The organism is Blautia sp. AF14-40, from assembly GCF_003479665.1.
In the GTDB taxonomy this organism is placed as follows: domain Bacteria; phylum Bacillota; class Clostridia; order Lachnospirales; family Lachnospiraceae; genus Fusicatenibacter; species Fusicatenibacter saccharivorans.
The window spans coordinates 54,101-71,041 of sequence record NZ_QUHK01000012.1; the positions used below are offsets into that span (position 1 = coordinate 54,101).

The 16,941-nt window shown below is 50.0% G+C and carries 20 protein-coding genes and 2 tRNA genes; all 22 read left to right on the top strand.

Annotation, left to right across the window (positions count from 1 at the left end; translation table 11 throughout):
* Nucleotides 1-24: 24 nt before the first annotated feature.
* Nucleotides 25-954 (top strand): orotidine-5'-phosphate decarboxylase, encoded by a 930-nt coding sequence (gene pyrF / locus DWW13_RS10295; RefSeq protein ID WP_022461998.1) that lies wholly within the window; start codon nt 25-27, stop codon nt 952-954.
* A 107-nt stretch (nt 955-1,061) separates the two neighbouring features.
* Entirely contained in the window at nt 1,062-1,832 is a 771-nt protein-coding gene (locus tag DWW13_RS10300) for a dihydroorotate dehydrogenase electron transfer subunit (protein WP_022461999.1), read from the top strand.
* A gap of 24 nt (nt 1,833-1,856) precedes the next feature.
* Nucleotides 1,857-2,759 carry a dihydroorotate dehydrogenase gene (locus DWW13_RS10305; RefSeq protein WP_022462000.1) on the top strand — a complete coding sequence of 301 codons (903 nt, stop codon included), beginning with the start codon at nt 1,857-1,859 and terminating at the stop codon, nt 2,757-2,759.
* 295 nt (nt 2,760-3,054) lie between these two features.
* Complete coding sequence (locus tag DWW13_RS10310) at nt 3,055-3,951, top strand: C40 family peptidase (protein WP_118720033.1); 897 nt, start codon at nt 3,055-3,057, stop codon at nt 3,949-3,951.
* A gap of 35 nt (nt 3,952-3,986) precedes the next feature.
* On the top strand, nt 3,987-4,121 hold the full coding sequence (locus tag DWW13_RS19750) for a hypothetical protein (protein WP_278309100.1): 135 nt from the start codon (nt 3,987-3,989) through the stop codon (nt 4,119-4,121).
* A 197-nt stretch (nt 4,122-4,318) separates the two neighbouring features.
* A complete protein-coding gene (locus DWW13_RS10315; protein ID WP_055227104.1) occupies nt 4,319-5,536 on the top strand; it encodes an iron-containing alcohol dehydrogenase in 1,218 nt (405 codons plus the stop codon).
* Nucleotides 5,537-5,753: 217 nt separating this feature from the next.
* On the top strand, nt 5,754-6,431 hold the full coding sequence (gene pyrE / locus DWW13_RS10320; protein ID WP_117802627.1) for an orotate phosphoribosyltransferase: 678 nt from the start codon (nt 5,754-5,756) through the stop codon (nt 6,429-6,431).
* A 33-nt stretch (nt 6,432-6,464) separates the two neighbouring features.
* Nucleotides 6,465-6,617, top strand: coding sequence for a hypothetical protein (locus tag DWW13_RS19025; RefSeq protein ID WP_055221261.1), 153 nt, complete (start codon nt 6,465-6,467; stop codon nt 6,615-6,617).
* A 114-nt stretch (nt 6,618-6,731) separates the two neighbouring features.
* A complete protein-coding gene (locus DWW13_RS10325; RefSeq protein ID WP_055221318.1) occupies nt 6,732-7,208 on the top strand; it encodes a VanZ family protein in 477 nt (158 codons plus the stop codon).
* Entirely contained in the window at nt 7,189-7,506 is a 318-nt protein-coding gene (locus DWW13_RS10330) for a hypothetical protein (RefSeq protein ID WP_022462010.1), read from the top strand. The genes DWW13_RS10325 and DWW13_RS10330 overlap by 20 nt, the downstream gene beginning before the upstream one ends.
* A 66-nt stretch (nt 7,507-7,572) precedes the next feature.
* Nucleotides 7,573-8,184 carry an HD domain-containing protein gene (locus DWW13_RS10335; protein ID WP_118720035.1) on the top strand — a complete coding sequence of 204 codons (612 nt, stop codon included), beginning with the start codon at nt 7,573-7,575 and terminating at the stop codon, nt 8,182-8,184.
* 67 nt (nt 8,185-8,251) lie between these two features.
* Complete coding sequence (locus tag DWW13_RS10340) at nt 8,252-10,273, top strand: aminopeptidase (protein ID WP_118720037.1); 2,022 nt, start codon at nt 8,252-8,254, stop codon at nt 10,271-10,273.
* Nucleotides 10,274-10,395: 122 nt separating this feature from the next.
* Nucleotides 10,396-10,902, top strand: a complete 507-nt coding sequence (gene purE, locus DWW13_RS10345) for a 5-(carboxyamino)imidazole ribonucleotide mutase (protein ID WP_022462013.1) — start codon at nt 10,396-10,398, stop codon at nt 10,900-10,902.
* Nucleotides 10,903-10,927: 25 nt separating this feature from the next.
* Nucleotides 10,928-11,953 carry a phosphoribosylformylglycinamidine cyclo-ligase gene (gene purM, locus DWW13_RS10350; RefSeq protein WP_055221253.1) on the top strand — a complete coding sequence of 342 codons (1,026 nt, stop codon included), beginning with the start codon at nt 10,928-10,930 and terminating at the stop codon, nt 11,951-11,953.
* Nucleotides 11,947-12,573, top strand: coding sequence for a phosphoribosylglycinamide formyltransferase (purN, locus tag DWW13_RS10355; RefSeq protein ID WP_055221251.1), 627 nt, complete (start codon nt 11,947-11,949; stop codon nt 12,571-12,573). The genes purM and purN overlap by 7 nt, the downstream gene beginning before the upstream one ends.
* Nucleotides 12,574-12,578: 5 nt before the next feature.
* On the top strand, nt 12,579-13,850 hold the full coding sequence (purD, locus tag DWW13_RS10360; RefSeq protein WP_118601426.1) for a phosphoribosylamine--glycine ligase: 1,272 nt from the start codon (nt 12,579-12,581) through the stop codon (nt 13,848-13,850).
* Nucleotides 13,851-14,029: 179 nt separating this feature from the next.
* Entirely contained in the window at nt 14,030-14,191 is a 162-nt protein-coding gene (locus tag DWW13_RS18845) for a hypothetical protein (protein ID WP_022462017.1), read from the top strand.
* A gap of 91 nt (nt 14,192-14,282) precedes the next feature.
* Nucleotides 14,283-14,355: transfer RNA gene (locus tag DWW13_RS10370), tRNA-Val, on the top strand.
* Nucleotides 14,356-14,388: 33 nt separating this feature from the next.
* Nucleotides 14,389-14,462: transfer RNA gene (locus tag DWW13_RS10375), tRNA-Met, on the top strand.
* 189 nt (nt 14,463-14,651) lie between these two features.
* Nucleotides 14,652-15,785, top strand: a complete 1,134-nt coding sequence (rffA, locus tag DWW13_RS10380; protein WP_117760542.1) for a dTDP-4-amino-4,6-dideoxygalactose transaminase — start codon at nt 14,652-14,654, stop codon at nt 15,783-15,785.
* Nucleotides 15,786-15,791: 6 nt separating this feature from the next.
* A complete protein-coding gene (locus tag DWW13_RS10385; RefSeq protein WP_118595604.1) occupies nt 15,792-16,400 on the top strand; it encodes a YdcF family protein in 609 nt (202 codons plus the stop codon).
* A gap of 280 nt (nt 16,401-16,680) precedes the next feature.
* Nucleotides 16,681-16,911, top strand: coding sequence for a hypothetical protein (locus DWW13_RS10390; RefSeq protein ID WP_055227097.1), 231 nt, complete (start codon nt 16,681-16,683; stop codon nt 16,909-16,911).
* The last annotated feature ends 30 nt before the right edge of the window (nt 16,912-16,941 follow it).

Consider the following 16,941-nt stretch of genomic DNA (forward strand, 5'->3'; position numbering starts at 1 on the left):
AGAAAGAAGAGGGAGAGTAAGCAGATGATTAACAAACTGATTGCAAACATTAAAAAAACAAATGCACCGATCGTCGTAGGTCTGGACCCGATGCTGAACTATGTGCCGGAGCACGTACAGAAAAAGGCATTTGCCGAGTACGGAGAGACACTTGAAGGAGCTGCAGAGGCCGTTTGGCAGTTCAATAAAGCGATTGTCGACGCAACATACGATCTGATTCCGGCTGTAAAACCGCAGGTTGCCATGTATGAGCAGTTCGGCGTTCCGGGAATGGCAGCATATGAGAAGACCGTTTCCTACTGCCAGGAAAAGGGTCTCGTTGTCATCGGCGATATCAAACGAGGTGATATCGGTTCTACTTCTGAGGCGTATGCAGTCGGCCACCTCGGTCACGTGCAGGTGGGAAGCAAATCCTACGCCGGATTCCATGAGGATTTTGCAACTGTCAATCCGTATCTTGGATCTGACGGCGTAAAACCGTTCATCAAGGTCTGCAAAGAGGAGAAAAAAGGTATCTTTGTTCTGGTAAAAACCTCGAACCCGTCCAGCGGCGAGTTCCAGGACCGCATCATCGACGGACGTCCGTTGTATGAGTGGGTCGGTGAGCAGGTTGCCGCGTGGGGCGAGGAACACATGGGCGATGATTACAGCTATGTGGGAGCTGTTGTCGGCGCTACGTACCCGGAGATGGGCAAGGTGCTGCGTAAGGTAATGCCGAAATCCTACATCCTGGTACCGGGCTACGGTGCACAGGGCGGAAAAGGAAAAGACCTCGTTCACTTCTTCAATGAGGACGGACTGGGTGCAATCGTAAACTCTTCGAGAGGTATTATCGCTGCTTACAAACAGGAAAAATATGCCGAGTTTGGCACTGAGAACTTTGCGGATGCTTCGAGAGCAGCTGTAAAGGATATGGTTGAGGATATCAGCGGGGCGCTTGCTGCTGCAAAATAAGAATACAGGGTGAAAAGCTCAGAAGGTCTGCCGGGTAGATGTTATGTCCGCCGGAGGATATTTTGGGCTTTTCGCCGATTCAAGAAAATAAAAGGAGTGTTCAGCTTATGAAAATCAAGGAATGCTGTACTGTGGAAAGTCAGGAGTGCATTGCAAAAGGAATTTACAGTATGTGGATTTCCACGAAAGTGATTGCGAAAGAGGCGAAGGCCGGCCAGTTTATTTCTCTGTTTTCGAAAGACGGCAGCCGTCTTCTGCCGCGTCCGATTTCTCTTTGTGAGATCGACCGAGAGGGAGGAAGACTTCGGATTGTCTACCGTGTGGCAGGTGCAGGAACGGAGGAGTTTTCGCATCTGAAAGCGGGGGATGAGGTTGATATTTTAGGGCCGCTTGGAAATGGATTCCCGATCGAGGAAGGTAAGGGAAAACGTGTGATGCTGATGGGCGGCGGTATCGGTGTTCCGCCGATGCTGCAGACGGCGAAGGATCTTGGAACGGACACGATCATCTGCTGTGGTTACCGCGATGAGTTGTTCTTAAATGAGGAGTTTGCTGCGGCAGGCGATCTTCATATTGCAACGGAGGACGGAAGTGCCGGTGTGAAGGGCAATGTGATGGATGCGGTGCGCGAGGATCATCTGGAAGCAGATGTAATTTTTGCCTGCGGTCCGGCTCCGATGCTGCGTGCGATTAAGGCGTACGGTCTGGAAAAGGGAATTCCATGCTGGATTTCGATGGAAGAGAAGATGGCGTGCGGCGTTGGCGCATGTCTTGCGTGTGTCTGCCAGTCGACTGAGGTGGATGGTCATTCACATGTGCACAACAAGCGGATCTGCAAGGACGGACCGGTCTTTTTAAGTACGGAAATTGAGCTGTAAGTGACGCGAGGAGGAGAAAAAGCGATGAAGACAAGTGTGAATCTGGCGGGTGTGGAACTGAAGAATCCGGTTATGACGGCATCTGGTACGTTTGGCTCCGGCGCGGAGTACAGTGAGTTTGTGGATTTGAAGGAGCTTGGCGCGGTTGTGACGAAGGGTGTTGCGAATGTGCCGTGGCCGGGGAATCCGACGCCGCGTATTGCGGAGGTTTACGGCGGAATGCTGAATGCGATCGGGCTGCAGAATCCTGGTATTGATGTGTTCTGTGAGAGGGATATTCCGTTTTTGAAACAGTTTGACACGAAGATTGTGGTGAATGTGTGTGGACGGACGACGGAGGATTACTGTGAGGTTGTGGAGCGATTGACTTCGGAGCCGGTGGATCTGCTGGAGATTAATATTTCGTGCCCGAATGTGAAGGAGGGCGGTATTGCGTTTGGACAGGATCCGAAGGCGGTGGAGGCGATCACCAGAGAAGTTAAAAAATATGCGAAGCAGCCGATTATTATGAAATTGAGCCCGAATGTGACGGATATTACGGAGATGGCGCGGGCTGCGGAAGCCGGCGGGGCGGATGTGCTGTCGCTGATCAATACGCTTACTGGGATGAAGATTGATATTGAACGGCAGAAGTTTGCGATTGCGAATAAGACTGGCGGTATGTCGGGGCCGGCGGTGAAGCCGATTGCGGTGCGGATGGTGTATCAGGTGGCGCAGGCAGTGAAAGTGCCGATTATTGGTATGGGCGGTATTGCGTCGGCGGAGGATGCGCTGGAGTTTATTCTGGCGGGGGCTACGGCGGTTTCGATTGGGACGGCGAATTTCTTTAATCCGTATGCGACTGTTGAAACGGTTCGCGGTATCGAAGAGTATATGAGAAGGCATAAGGTTGACGATATTAATTCGCTGATCGGGGCGGTGAGATAAGACGGACGGCCTCGAGCGGCTTCGCATCTGTGGTGCGGCGGGCGAGAAAAAGAGGGCGGAACTGTGGCTCAGAATGGGCACAGGGAAACGGGAACCATCCCATTTTCCTGCACCTGTTCCGGGCTCACAGTTTCTGCCCTCTTTTTCTATGCCCGCCACACGGCAGGCGCAAATTCCAGTGAGGTCTGGTTGTGTGGAGTTGGAACGAAGTAGGTCTGGATCCGCCGGGGGCGGATCGGCGTGAGAGTGTTGTGGTGGGTGCATAGTATATAGAAAATGGAAGGTGGTATGTGAGATGAAGTATGGGATCATTAAAGTGAAGCGGGCGTTTTTGTATGAGGAGAATGGGGTTGATGTGGTTGATGAGGTGTTTTTTGGATGGAGCGTGATGTGGGAAGATGAGGGGGAGTGGATTGAGGTTTGGACGCATTATGGGTATCGGGGGTGGATGGAGAGGAATTTGATTGAAGAGAAAAGCCGGGAGTGGATGGAGGAGAGGGAAAAGGCAGGGAATACGTATGTGGTGACACGCGGGTTTGCGGATGTGATGAGGGGAGCGCGGGTGCAGGCGCGGATGTTGGAGACGCTGGGACGGGGGTGTTTTGTGGAGAAAATGGAGGAGACGGAGAATGGGTATTGCAGGGTGAAACTGGCGAATGGGATCAGTGGGTTTGTGCCGGAGGTGGCATTAAGAAAAAGACTGGATTCGGATCGGTTTTTGTGGGGAAAATCGGAAGAGAGGTTTTTTGTGGAGCAGGGGATTCCGGAGGGGTGGTCGGAAGAGAAGTTTCGGAGGAAGGTTGTGGAGTGTGCGAAGGGGTATCTTGGATGCCAGTACCGGTGGGGCGGGAAGGCGGCGGATGGGATTGACTGTTCGGGTGTGGTGTTTATGGTGTATTTGATGAATGGGGTTTTGATTTGGCGGGATGCGGATATCAGGGAAGGGTATCCGATGAAAGCGATCTGGAGAGAAGGGGAGGAGATGTGTCTGGTGGAGGAACGGGCGAAGGCCGGGGATCTGCTGTTCTGGAGGGGGCATGTGGGGATGTATCTGGGGGACGGCAGGTATCTGCACTGTACGGGGCATGAGAGGGTGTTTGGGTGCAGGGTGAATAGTCTGCGGAGAGGGGATGAGGATTTTCGGAAGGATCTGGCGGAGGCGCTGAAAGTGGTTGGGAGTGTTTTTTCGTGAAATGTAAAATTAAATGTGATTGTGTGCGGTGAAATTTGACAGATTTTTCTGAGTGGGAGTATAAAGATAAACTGACGGGGCTTTACAACTGGAATTATCTGGAAGTGGAAAGCTGGAGGAAAAGAGCGATGTACCGTGAAAAACAGGCATCGCGGGCGGCACGGGAGTAAATAAGACATATATAATTGACATCAGGAAATATCATTTTTGTATTGGAAATCCCTGAAAAAGTTTGTTATAATAATAACAAAGTCGAAAACAAAAGACAAAAGGCGGCTCAAACAGAGAGCAGGAAAAACAGAAATTCTGCTGATCTGATCTGCCGGAGCTGTCCATCAGAAGCAAAACAAGAAAGGGGTTCTGAACAATGGCAAGATTTACATTACCAAGAGATTTATACCACGGAAAAGGTGCTTTAGAGGCACTGAAAACATTTGAAGGAAAACGTGCAATCGTCTGTGTAGGCGGCGGCTCCATGAAACGTTTCGGTTTCCTGGATCGCGCAGTAGACTACCTGAAAGAAGCCGGCATGGAAGTACAGCTTTTTGAGGGAATCGAGTCTGACCCGTCAGTCGAGACTGTTATGCGCGGAGCAAAAGCGATGGAAGAGTTCCAGCCGGACTGGATCGTAGCAATGGGCGGCGGATCTCCGATCGACGCAGCAAAAGCAATGTGGATCAAATACGAGTATCCAGACATCACCTTCGAAGAAATGTGCAAGGTATTCGGAATGCCGAAACTCCGCAGAAAAGCTCATTTCTGTGCAATTTCTTCTACATCCGGAACAGCAACCGAGGTAACCGCGTTTGCAGTTATCACAGACTATGAAAAAGGTATCAAATACCCGCTGGCAGACTTCGAAATCACGCCGGACGTTGCAATCGTAGATCCGGATCTGGCAGAGACGATGCCGCAAAAGTTAGTTGCTCACACCGGTATGGACGCTATGACCCATGCAATCGAGGCATACGTTTCCACCGCGAACTGTGACTTCACCGATCCGCTGGCACTGTATGCAATCAAGATGATTCAGGCAGACCTGGTAGATTCCTACAACGGAGATATGGCAAAACGTGACAGCATGCACAACGCACAGTGCCTCGCTGGTATGGCATTCTCCAATGCACTTCTTGGTATTGTTCACTCCATGGCACATAAAACAGGCGCAGCATTCGCTGATTACGGCGCTCACCTGATCCACGGCGCAGCAAACGCTATGTACCTGCCGAAGGTTATCGCGTTCAACGCAAAAGACGAGACTGCAGCAAAACGTTATGCAGTGATCGCTGACGAGATGAAACTTGGCGGCGAGACAACGGAAGAGAAAGTAAAACTCCTCATTGACTATCTGCGCGGCATGAACGACAAACTGAACATTCCGCACTGCATCAAGAACTACGGAAAAGACAGCTATCCGACCGAGCAGGGCTTCGTTCCGGAAGACGTATTCCTGGAGAGACTGCACGACATCGCTGTAAATGCCATCGCCGATGCCTGCACCGGATCCAACCCGAGACAGCCATCTGTTGAAGAGATGGAAAAACTGCTGAAATGCTGCTACTATGATACAGAAGTAGATTTCTAAAAAGAAAACATATCGAAATCCCTCCGTTCTCTGGGCGGAGGGATTTTTTGCGTCAGAGAATGAAATTTATTTGTGTGGATTTTATGTTTTTTATGCGAAATCCTGTGTCTGGACTGGAAAAACAGAGGCGTTTATGGTAGTATAGAACAGAATAGAAGTAAAAACGGGCGGCATGCGAGAACCGATGCCTTCCCCTGAAAATATGGAGGAAAATAAAATGGAACAGTATAAGAAAGAGTTCATTGAATTCATGGTCGAGAGCCAGGTATTAAAATTTGGAGAGTTCACCCTGAAAAGCGGAAGAAAATCCCCGTTCTTTATGAATGCAGGCGCTTACGTAACCGGCAGCCAGTTAAAACGTCTCGGCGAGTATTACGCAAAAGCAATCCATGACAACTACGGGCTGGATTTTGACGTTCTGTTCGGACCGGCATACAAAGGAATTCCGCTCAGTGTTGTAACAGCAATTGCGATTCATGATCTCTACGGTGTGGAAGTACGTTACTGCTCCAACCGGAAAGAAGCCAAAGACCACGGTGGAGATGCAGGACTGCTGCTTGGAAGCAAAATTAAAGACGGCGACCGCGTTGTCATCATCGAGGATGTTACCACCTCCGGAAAATCCATCGAGGAGACGTTCCCGATCATCCAGGCACAGGGCAATGTGGAGATCAAAGGTCTGATGGTATCCTTAAACCGTATGGAGCGCGGAAAAGGCGATAAGAGCGCACTCGAGGAAATCCAGGAAACCTATGGCTTCCCGGCAAATGCCATTGTAACCATGGAGGACGTTATCACGTATCTGTACAACCGTCCATGCCAGGGCAAAATTCAGATCGATGACAAGATGAAGGCTGCCATTGATGCATATTATGAGGAGTACGGCGTGAAATAAGATGCGGTACACCGGGAAAGGGAGTTTTGCGCTATGAATGAAAAGATTTATAAAACCATGGGACGTGTCGGCGGCGGAAATATCGCTATGGGCGCCGTACTGGTTGTTGTTGGCGTGGCAACCGGTGTTCTGATGATCGTAAGCGGGGCAGGCCTGCTGAAACGACGCGGGGAAATCATGTTCTAAAAGCGCCTTTCAAAAAGAAAAAATGCCGGGATATTTCGGAAGCGCGTGCGCCGATGAGGTATGCCGGCGTTTCTGATAGCAGAGGGGAGAACAACGCAGAAAGGGGAAACGAAGATGAAGCAGGAGACGAAAGCCAGAATCCGCGTTGTGGGACGGATTTTATTTCTGGTGTATCTTCTTGCGCTCGTTTATTTTCTGTTTTTTGCAGAAGAATACGGGAGAAGAAACTTTTTTGAACTGGATTACCGTTACAATCTGGTGCCGTTTCAGGAAATCAGACGGTTCTGGATTTACCGCGAAAAGGTGGGATTCCTTGCCGCATTTTTAAATCTGGCGGGCAATGTGATCGGTTTTCTGCCGTTCGGCTTTATCGTTCCGGTGATGCACAAAAAAATGGAGAGTTTCTGGAAAGTATCGCTTCTTGGTTTTATGTTCAGCCTCTGCGTGGAGACGATTCAGCTCATCACGAAGGTGGGCTGCTTTGATGTAGATGATCTGATGCTGAATACGCTTGGAGCCATGATCGGCTGCGGCGCATTCCTGATCTGCAATAAATTCAGGAGATGGAAATATGGCGAGGAAGAAGTATAATTACAATTTTGTCCGGAAGCCGTCGGAAGGCGGAAAGGAAGCTCTCTATATGGCAGGTGCTTCGGTCTTTCTGTTTCTGCTGGCTTCGGTCGTATCGTTTGCATTCCGCGGAAACGGAGGCATTTTTCTCGGAGCAGCGGGACTGTTCTCATTCCTTCTGTCGGGATACGGCTTCTATGTGGGAATGAAGAGCTTTAAAGAAGAACAGGTCAGCCACAGAATGTCGGTTCTCGGCTCGATTACGAGCGGCGGCATGTTGGTCGCATGGCTGGCACTGTTTCTGATCGGTGTGAGATAAATGTACTCTCGTAAAATCAAGCACAGAAAGACTCCGGGAGTACATATAAAAGAAAAGGGGAAAAAGATGGATCGCGAACGTTTTGAAAAACAGCTGAATTTTATTCTGGAGATTGATAAAGAAAAACAGATCCTGCGCCAGACGCACATCCGCGGCTATTCGCGCCAGGAGGACGACGCGGAGCACGCATGGCACATGGCGGTGATGGCATTTCTGCTGCAGGAATATTCGAATGAGAAAATCGACATCGGCAGAACGGTGCTCATGCTGCTGATCCACGACCTCGTGGAGATTGATGCAGGCGACACGTATGCGTACGACGCGGAGGCAAACAAAACAAAAGACGAGAGAGAACACAAAGCGGCCGAGCGCATCTACGGCCTGCTGCCGGAGGATCAGGGAAAAATGCTGATGGATCTCTGGCTCGAGTTCGAAGCGTATGAGACACCGGAAGCGCGCTTTGCCCATGTGATGGACAATTTCCAGCCGCTGCTTTTAAATCATGAGAACGATGGAAAAGACTGGACCAGCCACAATGTGCGGATTTCCCAGCCGTTAAAACGAAACGAGAAGACGGCGACCGGCTCCGAGGAGATCTGGAGTTATATGGAAGAGATTCTCGAACAGAGTATCCGGGATGGAAAAATTATTGACGACCGGGAAGAAAAACAGGAATAAGTTAAGAAGAATGAGGGGCAGATCTGCCCCTCGTAACAGTTAAAGAGAAACAGAAAGGGATTTTTTTATGACGGATGAATTATTAAACGAGCGGTATGCGCTTGCAATTGAGCGGATCCGCCAGATTCCGGCGGAAAAAAGCGTTCCGCAGCCGTACCGCGATTTTTTTGCACAGATGGCACAGTACCTCTGCAAAATGGACCAGATCCGGAGCAGAATCGCAGAAGGATATCTAAAAACAGCATCCGAGGAAGAGCTGGCTGTTTTTAACCGCGAGCCGTATGAAGATGTGATCGGGGAGCGGTATGAGACCTCCTACGGAAACCCGGCGTTTGCCGTGCGGGCACTTGGTGAAACGCATGGAAGGAGCCTCTGCTGCCTGTACCGGGAGCTGGGAAATGCTGTTGTCTGGGTCTATGAGGACCGCCTGCTGGAGCTGACTGCGGCGATGGAGCTGTATCTCGAGTTGTATGCGATGTTCGAGGAGGAGACGCTGCCGTCCGCGCAGTATGTAAAAGAGAGCATTTACTGGTATGTGAGCGATTATGCCGAGGAGTGCCAGGAATACCAGGTGCGCGAAATCGTCGACCCGTCGCTGCACTTTGTGAAGGATATTGTGATGGAATCTGATCTGACGGATCTGCGGTATCTGTACCAGTACGGCGAATATATCACCGAAAATGAGAAGGGTACAGCCCGCTTTTTAAATACGTTCAGCCAGGAAGAAATCGACGCGATGGCACGCACCTACACAGAAGGCTTCCGCAAGTGCTTTCTCGTGGCGCGAAAAGATCTGTCGAAAAAGAAGACAGTCAGCATCCGCTTCCACATCGGTTTTGAGCGCATGATCCGTGCGGCAATATTACAGTTCCGCGAGATGGGACTCGAGCCGGTGATTTCCCGCGGCGCGCGGAGAACGTGGGTTGCCGGTGCGTCTGCGAATAAGCAGTATGACTACGATCACCGGAACGATGAGGCGCTGTATCTCAACGAGGATCTCGTGAAGAGACGGCTCCGCGCGATGCAGGTGAAATACGACGAGTACAAAGAACTGGCGGATGGCTATGCCGGCCCTGCCGTGGTGGAAACCTTCGGCGAAGTTCCGTTTGAGCCAGTAAATAAAAAACAGGCACTGCACTTAAATGAGCGCCAGCAAAAGCTCCGTGTCGGTTTCCAGAACGAGGCGGGCCAGATTGTAAACCGCTATATCAAGGATGATGAGTACGGCTACACGATCATCGCCTACCCGATGCCGGAGATCGATCCGCGCTACGAAAAAATTTTCCGTGAGATCGTAAAGATCAACACGCTCGATTACGAAAAATACCAGCGCATCCAGCAGTACCTGATCGATGCGCTCGACGAGGGTGTTTCCGTGCATGTGCTTGGAAAAGGAGAGAACAGAACGGATCTGCGCGTGATGCTGCATCATCTGAACGATCCTGCGAAAGAGACGAATTTCGAGAACTGTGTTGCCGACTGCAATATTCCGGTCGGAGAGGTCTTTACTTCCCCGAGTCTTACCGGCACGACAGGCGTGCTCCATGTGACGGGAGTCTACCTGAACGAGCTGTATTACCGCGATCTCTGCCTGACGCTGACTGACGGCATGATCACCGCGTATGACTGCGCAAACTTCGAAAAAGAAGAGGACAATCGTACTTATATAGAAGAAAACCTGCTGTATCACCACAGGACGCTGCCGATCGGTGAGTTTGCCATCGGAACGAACACGACGGCGTACGTGATGGCAGAGCAGTACGGCATCGCCGGAAAACTGCCGATCCTGATCGCAGAGAAGATGGGCCCGCATTTTGCGATGGGCGACACCTGCTACGCCTGGGCGGAGGACAGCCCGATGTACAACCCGGACGGAAAAGAAGTAATCGCGCGCGAGAACGAGGTTTCGGCAAAACGGAAAGAAGATCCGTCGAAAGCATACTTCGGATGCCACACGGACATCACGATTCCGTACCGCGAACTGCAGTCGGTTGCGGTCGAAAAAGCAGACGGAACGACGATCCCTCTCATTGAGGACGGACGCTTTGTCCTGCCGGGAACGGAAGAATTAAATGAACCTTTTGGCTGATTATGGGTTGACATTTCTGCGCCTGCTTAGTATATTATAAGCAGAACTGAATGATTAAAACATAAATATAAGCATAACTAATGAATAACGCTTAGAACAGTTAATCAGAAAAGGAGAACAACATGGCTAAAGTAGGAATTGTGATGGGCAGCGACTCTGATATGCCGGTAATGAGCAAAGCAGCCGACATGCTGGAAAAATTTGGAATTGAGTACGAGATGAAAATCATCTCTGCACACCGCGAGCCGGATGTATTTTTCGAATATGCAAAAACCGCAGAGGAGAAAGGCTTCAAGGTTATCATTGCAGGCGCAGGTATGGCAGCTCATCTGCCGGGTATGTGCGCAGCTATTTTCCCAATGCCGGTCATCGGAATTCCGATGCATACCACATCGCTTGGAGGTCGTGATTCCCTGTACTCCATCGTACAGATGCCGAGCGGCATTCCGGTAGCAACCGTTGCCATCAATGGCGGTGCCAATGCCGGAATCCTGGCAGCAAAGATTCTTGCAACTTCCGATCCGGAACTGCTTGCAAAACTGAAAGCATATACACAGGAAATGAAAGAGCAGGTTGAGGCAAAAGACGCAAAACTGCAGGAAACAGGATACCGTAACTACAGTAAATAAAAACAAAGGACAAGGGAGGTTCACCATGGATTACAAGAACGCAGGAGTAGATATTGAAGCTGGATACAAATCAGTAGAATTAATGAAAGAGCATGTAAAGAAAACCATGCGCCCGGAGGTATTAGGCGGCCTTGGCGGTTTTTCCGGCGCTTTTTCCCTGGCAAAAATCAAAGAAATGGAAGAGCCGGTGCTGCTTTCCGGTACAGACGGATGCGGAACCAAGGTGAAGCTCGCCATGATTCTTGATAAACACGACACCATCGGCATTGATGCCGTTGCCATGTGTGTGAATGATATCGCATGTGCCGGCGGAGAACCGCTGTTCTTCCTCGACTACATCGCATGCGGAAAGAACTATCCGGAGAAGATCGCTTCGATCGTAAAAGGCGTTGCAGAAGGCTGTCTGCAGTCCGATGCAGCACTGATCGGTGGTGAGACCGCAGAGCATCCGGGCCTGATGCCGGAGGATGAGTACGATCTGGCAGGTTTTGCTGTCGGCGTATGTGACAAGAAAGACATGATTACCGGTGAAAATCTGGCAGCCGGAGACGTACTGATCGGCATGGCTTCCACCGGCGTTCACAGCAACGGATTTTCTCTTGTCCGTAAAGTTTTCGATATGACAAAAGATTCTTTAAATACATACTATGATGAGCTCGGCGCAACCCTCGGCGAGACCCTGCTTGCACCGACCCGTATCTACGTAAAAGCACTCCGTGCCATCAAAGATGCCGGTGTAACCGTAAAAGCATGCAGCCACATCACCGGAGGCGGCTTCTACGAGAACATTCCGCGTATGCTCAAAGACAACACCGTAGCCGTTGTACAGAAAGACAGCTACACCGTACCGCCGATCTTTGATCTGATGGCAAAGAAAGGCAATATCGACGAGCAGATGATGTACAACACCTTCAACATGGGTATCGGTATGGTACTGGCTGTTGATCCGGAAGATGTAGACGCAGCGATGAAAGCCATCCGTTCCACAGGAGATACGCCATATGTGATCGGCCACATTGAAAACGGAGAAAAAGGAGTACAGTTATGCTAAGATTAGCAGTTCTCGTCTCCGGCGGCGGCACGAACCTGCAGGCGATTCTGGATGCGATTGACGAGGGAATCATCACAAACGCGGAGGTTTCTGTTGTCATCAGCAACAATGCAGGAGCGTATGCGCTGGAGCGTGCGAAAAAGAAGGAGATTGATGCGGTATGCCTTTCCCCGAAGACCTTTGCATCGAGAGAAGCATTCAACGAGGCACTGCTGGCGAAACTGCAGTCGTACAACGTCGATCTCGTTGTGCTCGCAGGATGCCTGGTTGTGATCCCGCAGAGCATTGTGGATGCTTATCCGAATAAGATCATCAACATTCATCCGTCCCTCATTCCGTCGTTCTGCGGAACGGGCTATTACGGACTGAAAGTGCACGAGGGCGTATTATCCCGCGGCGTCAAAGTGACGGGAGCGACGGTTCATTTTGTGGACGGCGGAACAGACACCGGCCCGATTATTTTGCAGAAGGCAGTCGAAGTGCACGAGGGCGATACACCGAAGGCACTGCAGCAGCGCGTCATGGAAGAGGCCGAGTGGGTCATCATGCCGCGTGCGATTGATCTGATTGCAAACGGAAAAGTAACGGTAGAAGACGGACACGTAAAGATAAAGGAGTAAGAGCGATGAAAGTACTGATTGTAGGAAGCGGCGGAAGAGAGCATGCGATTGCCTGGAAGGTGGCGCAGAGCCCGAAGGTAGACAAGATTTACTGCGCTCCTGGAAACGCAGGAATTGCGGAGTACGCAGAGTGTGTCGATATTGCAGCGATGGAGTTTGACAAGCTTGTTGCTTTTGCGAAAGAAAAAGAGATTGACCTGACCGTCATCGGCATGGATGATCCGCTGGTCGGCGGTGTTGTCGATGCGTTTGAGGCAGAGGGACTGCGCGTATTCGGACCAAGAAAGAATGCGGCAATCCTGGAAGGATCGAAAGCGTTCTCCAAAGACCTGATGAAAAAATACCATATCCCGACGGCGGCATACGAGACATTCTCCGATCCAGAAGCGGCAGAGAAATATCTCGAGACTGCAAAATTCCCGATCGTGCTGAAAGCCGACGGTCTGGCTCTTGGAAAAGGCGTTCTGATCTGCAATACCTTAGAGGAAGCAAAAGAGGGCGTCAAGACGATCATGCTCGACAAGAAATTCGGCAGTGCCGGAAACGAGATGGTCATCGAGGAGTTTATGACGGGGCGTGAGGTTTCCGTTCTCTCCTTTGTGGATGGAAAGACGATCAAGACGATGAGTTCTGCACAGGATCACAAGAGAGCAGGAGACGGCGACACCGGCCTGAACACCGGCGGTATGGGCAACTTCTCCCCGAGTCCGTTTTATACCGAAGAAGTGGATAAGTTCTGTAAGAAATATATCTATCAGCCGACCGTAGATGCGATGGCAGCCGAGGGAAGACCGTTTAAGGGAGTTATCTTCTTCGGACTGATGCTGACACCGGACGGACCGAAGGTGCTCGAGTACAATGCCCGCTTCGGCGATCCGGAGGCACAGGTTGTGCTTCCTCGTATGAAGACAGACATCATTGATGTATTTGAAGCCTGCATCGACGGAACTCTCGACCAGATCGACCTGCAGTTTGCAGATAATGCGTGTGTCTGCATCGTACTGGCTTCGAACGGTTATCCGGTTTCCTACGAAAAAGGATTCCCGATCCGCGGACTCGAGACGTTCAAAGAGCATGAGGGCTATTACTGCTTCCATGCAGGAACGAAGTTCAAAGACGGCGAGATCGTGACAAACGGAGGCCGTGTCCTCGGCGTGACAGCACTTGGCGATACCCTGAAAGATGCACGTGCGAATGCATATAAGGCTGTTGACTGGGTTGACTTTGACAATAAATATTACCGCCATGATATTGGAAAAGCGATTGACGAAGCGTAACGTGAATGTGAACTTTAATTTTGAGTAAAATGGAGCCGCCAGAATCCCGGTGAAAGGGAAATCTGGCGGCTTTGTCTTTTTATTCTGAAAAGGGAATAAAGCGCCGCCGTTCCGGATACAATAGTAAGGAGATCCTTTGGTTTTTAGCAGAATCAGAACAGGAAAGGCGGTCAGAAAAGATGGGAATCGTTTGTCTGGCGGGGATTTTTGCCGTATTTCTTCTGCTTGCATGGACGCTCTGCCGGGCGGCAGGATGGGAGAAAGAACGGGAAGATCTTGAACAGGAGCAGTACCTGAAAGAGTGGCGGGAGAAAAAGTTGAAAAAAATCGAAAAAATTTGAAAATTAGTGTTGACATTTGGCGGGTGGAATGCTATACTAACGAAGTCGGTTGGTGATACAGATAAAAAGCCGACAGACAAAACACTGATGTGGGGTCTTAGCTCAGCTGGGAGAGCATCTGCCTTACAAGCAGAGGGTCATAGGTTCGAGCCCTATAGGCCCCATATTTTATGAAAAACGGTGTTGAAAATGAATATGGCGAGATAGCTCAGTTGGCTAGAGCACGCGGTTCATACCCGCGGTGTCGAGGGTTCGAATCCCCCTCTCGCTACTTATGGAACCCTTGAGAAATCAAGGGTTCTTTTGGCTTTATGGACAGTATGATGATATGGCTGTCATGTCAAAATCGTGTCTTGAAATCCACAGGGATTTGTGAGAAAATAAGACTACCTAAGAGCTTGTTTTGGGCTCTGAAAGTAAATAAAACAGTAATGGATAGAAGAAAGATAAGGAAAAAACAATGATAGAGTTTAATAAACCACCTTTTATTGGAACAGAACTGGAATACATCCGCCAGGCGGCAGAGGAAAACAACAAGCTGTGCGGCGACGGTCCTTTTACGAAGAAATGTTCTGCCTGGATGCAGGACAATTTCAACGTAAAACATGCGATGCTTACGACATCCTGCACCCATGCACTGGAAATGGCAGCTTACCTGTCTGAGATTCGGCCGGGCGACGAAGTGATCATGCCGTCCTACACGTTTGTTTCCACTGCAGATGCCTTTGTTCTGCGCGGAGCAAAAATCGTCTACGTGGATATCCGTCCGGATACGATGAACATCGACGAGACCAAGATTGAGGATGCTATCACCGAAAAAACAAAAGCGATTGTTCCGGTTCACTATGCGGGCGTTGCCTGTGAAATGGATACCATCATGGATATTGCAAAACGCCATAACCTGAAGGTTGTAGAGGATGCGGCACAGGGCGTGAGCGCGTACTACAAGGGAAAAGCCCTTGGAACGATCGGCGATTTTGGCTGCTACAGCTTCCATGAGACGAAAAACTATACGATGGGAGAGGGCGGCGCGCTGCTGTTCCAGGATGAGAATTATCTGGAAAAAGCAGAGATCCTTCGTGAAAAGGGAACGAACCGCAGCAAGTTTTTCCGCGGACAGATCGACAAATATACCTGGATCGACTACGGTTCCTCCTATCTGCCGAGCGATATGAATGCGGCTTACCTGCTTGCAGAACTCGAGGAACATGAGAAAATCGACAGAAAGCGGATGGCCATCTACAACTATTACCATGAGCAGCTCCGTCCGCTGGCTGAGGCTGGAAAGATCGAGCAGCCGGTTGTGCCGGAAGGCTGTGTACATAATGCACATATGTACTTCATCAAGGCAAGAAATCTGGAAGTGCGTACAAAACTGATCAACTATATGAAAGAGCGCGGTGTGATGTGTGTCTTCCATTACGTTCCGCTCCATACCTCCCCGGCCGGACAGAAGTTCGGTGTTTTCCACGGAGAGGACAAATACACAACAAAAGAGAGCGAGCGCCTGATGCGTCTGCCGATGTTCTACAGCCTGTCTGAACAGGATATGGCATATGTCGTAGAGTGCCTCATGGACTTTAAAGAGTGGTAACATTTCATGTATGAGAAGTTTTTAAACTACTTTACGGACTATATTTTCGTGAAGGATGAGCCGCAGAAAGCCGATGTGATTTTTGTGCCGGGAAACGGATATCCGCAGATGGCGGCGCACGCGGCAGAACTCTGGAAAGAAGGATTTGCGCCGTATGTGCTTCCGTCGGGAAGATACAGTACTGTGCTCGGACATTTCGCCGGTGTACAGGATCTTGCGGAGCAGTACGGCGGGAACTATGAAACCGAGTGGGAGTTTCTGCGGACGGTACTGCAGAAAAACGGCGTGCCGGAGAAAGCGATTCTGCGCGAAGACCAGGCGACGTATACGTATGAAAATGCACTGCGGTCACGGGAAGTGACAGATGCGGCGGGCATCGAGGTAAAAAAAGCGATCCTCTGCTGCCGGAATCTCCATGCGAGACGGTGTATTCTGTATTACCAGCTTGTCTACCCGGAGACAGAGTTTTTTGTCTGTCCTTCGGATATTGAGTTCACCAGAGAAAACTGGCATACAAAGGGTGAATGGATCGACCAGGTGTTAGGAGAAATGGAGCGCTGCGGCGGTCAGTTCCACAAGATTCTGCGGGAACTGCCGGCGGATTCTGAATTTTAACACCAGTAGACAAGAAGTCCCCCGCTTCTAAAGCGGTGGGATGAATTGTTAAAAGAAACATAACGGCAGTGGTAGGCGGAGAGAAATCGGTATCCTCCACTGACATGAGGAAAGTCACAGTCGAACTATTCTCGACATGTCAGACTCCGTGAAAATACCGACTGTAAGTTGAAACGAAAAGATTTATAAAAAAGAGCGGAAATTGTGGTAAAATTGCGGCTCGTATGGTATACTATCGTTAAGTTAAGTTTCTAATCTAAAGCAAAGGTTGGTGGACAGTATGAATAAGATTGATGAAGTATTAGAGCTTTTAAAACAGAGAGAACGTGAGAGCGAAAAACCGAAAAACGTGATTTTATGGGTCCTTGCCATTGTCGGAGCGGTAGCGGCAGTTGCAGGAATCGCATACGCAGTATACCGGTTTGTAACTCCGGATTATCTGGAAGACTTCGAAGATGATTTCGATGACGATTTCGACGATTACTTCGAGGATGAAGACGAAGATAAGTAGGATGGAAAAAAGAAACTCCGGTGCCGGAAC

What these genes read in the sequence shown, in the direction of transcription:
- pyrF (WP_022461998.1), top strand. Translation starts at nt 25, where the DNA reads ATGATTAACAAACTGATTGCAAACATTAAAAAAACAAATGCACCGATC.
- DWW13_RS10300 (WP_022461999.1), top strand. Translation starts at nt 1,062, where the DNA reads ATGAAAATCAAGGAATGCTGTACTGTGGAAAGTCAGGAGTGCATTGCA.
- DWW13_RS10305 (WP_022462000.1), top strand. Translation starts at nt 1,857, where the DNA reads ATGAAGACAAGTGTGAATCTGGCGGGTGTGGAACTGAAGAATCCGGTT.
- DWW13_RS10310 (WP_118720033.1), top strand. Translation starts at nt 3,055, where the DNA reads ATGAAGTATGGGATCATTAAAGTGAAGCGGGCGTTTTTGTATGAGGAG.
- DWW13_RS10315 (WP_055227104.1), top strand. Translation starts at nt 4,319, where the DNA reads ATGGCAAGATTTACATTACCAAGAGATTTATACCACGGAAAAGGTGCT.
- pyrE (WP_117802627.1), top strand. Translation starts at nt 5,754, where the DNA reads ATGGAACAGTATAAGAAAGAGTTCATTGAATTCATGGTCGAGAGCCAG.
- DWW13_RS19025 (WP_055221261.1), top strand. Translation starts at nt 6,465, where the DNA reads ATGAATGAAAAGATTTATAAAACCATGGGACGTGTCGGCGGCGGAAAT.
- DWW13_RS10325 (WP_055221318.1), top strand. Translation starts at nt 6,732, where the DNA reads ATGAAGCAGGAGACGAAAGCCAGAATCCGCGTTGTGGGACGGATTTTA.
- DWW13_RS10330 (WP_022462010.1), top strand. Translation starts at nt 7,189, where the DNA reads ATGGCGAGGAAGAAGTATAATTACAATTTTGTCCGGAAGCCGTCGGAA.
- DWW13_RS10335 (WP_118720035.1), top strand. Translation starts at nt 7,573, where the DNA reads ATGGATCGCGAACGTTTTGAAAAACAGCTGAATTTTATTCTGGAGATT.
- DWW13_RS10340 (WP_118720037.1), top strand. Translation starts at nt 8,252, where the DNA reads ATGACGGATGAATTATTAAACGAGCGGTATGCGCTTGCAATTGAGCGG.
- purE (WP_022462013.1), top strand. Translation starts at nt 10,396, where the DNA reads ATGGCTAAAGTAGGAATTGTGATGGGCAGCGACTCTGATATGCCGGTA.
- purM (WP_055221253.1), top strand. Translation starts at nt 10,928, where the DNA reads ATGGATTACAAGAACGCAGGAGTAGATATTGAAGCTGGATACAAATCA.
- purN (WP_055221251.1), top strand. Translation starts at nt 11,947, where the DNA reads ATGCTAAGATTAGCAGTTCTCGTCTCCGGCGGCGGCACGAACCTGCAG.
- purD (WP_118601426.1), top strand. Translation starts at nt 12,579, where the DNA reads ATGAAAGTACTGATTGTAGGAAGCGGCGGAAGAGAGCATGCGATTGCC.
- DWW13_RS18845 (WP_022462017.1), top strand. Translation starts at nt 14,030, where the DNA reads ATGGGAATCGTTTGTCTGGCGGGGATTTTTGCCGTATTTCTTCTGCTT.
- rffA (WP_117760542.1), top strand. Translation starts at nt 14,652, where the DNA reads ATGATAGAGTTTAATAAACCACCTTTTATTGGAACAGAACTGGAATAC.
- DWW13_RS10385 (WP_118595604.1), top strand. Translation starts at nt 15,792, where the DNA reads ATGTATGAGAAGTTTTTAAACTACTTTACGGACTATATTTTCGTGAAG.
- DWW13_RS10390 (WP_055227097.1), top strand. Translation starts at nt 16,681, where the DNA reads ATGAATAAGATTGATGAAGTATTAGAGCTTTTAAAACAGAGAGAACGT.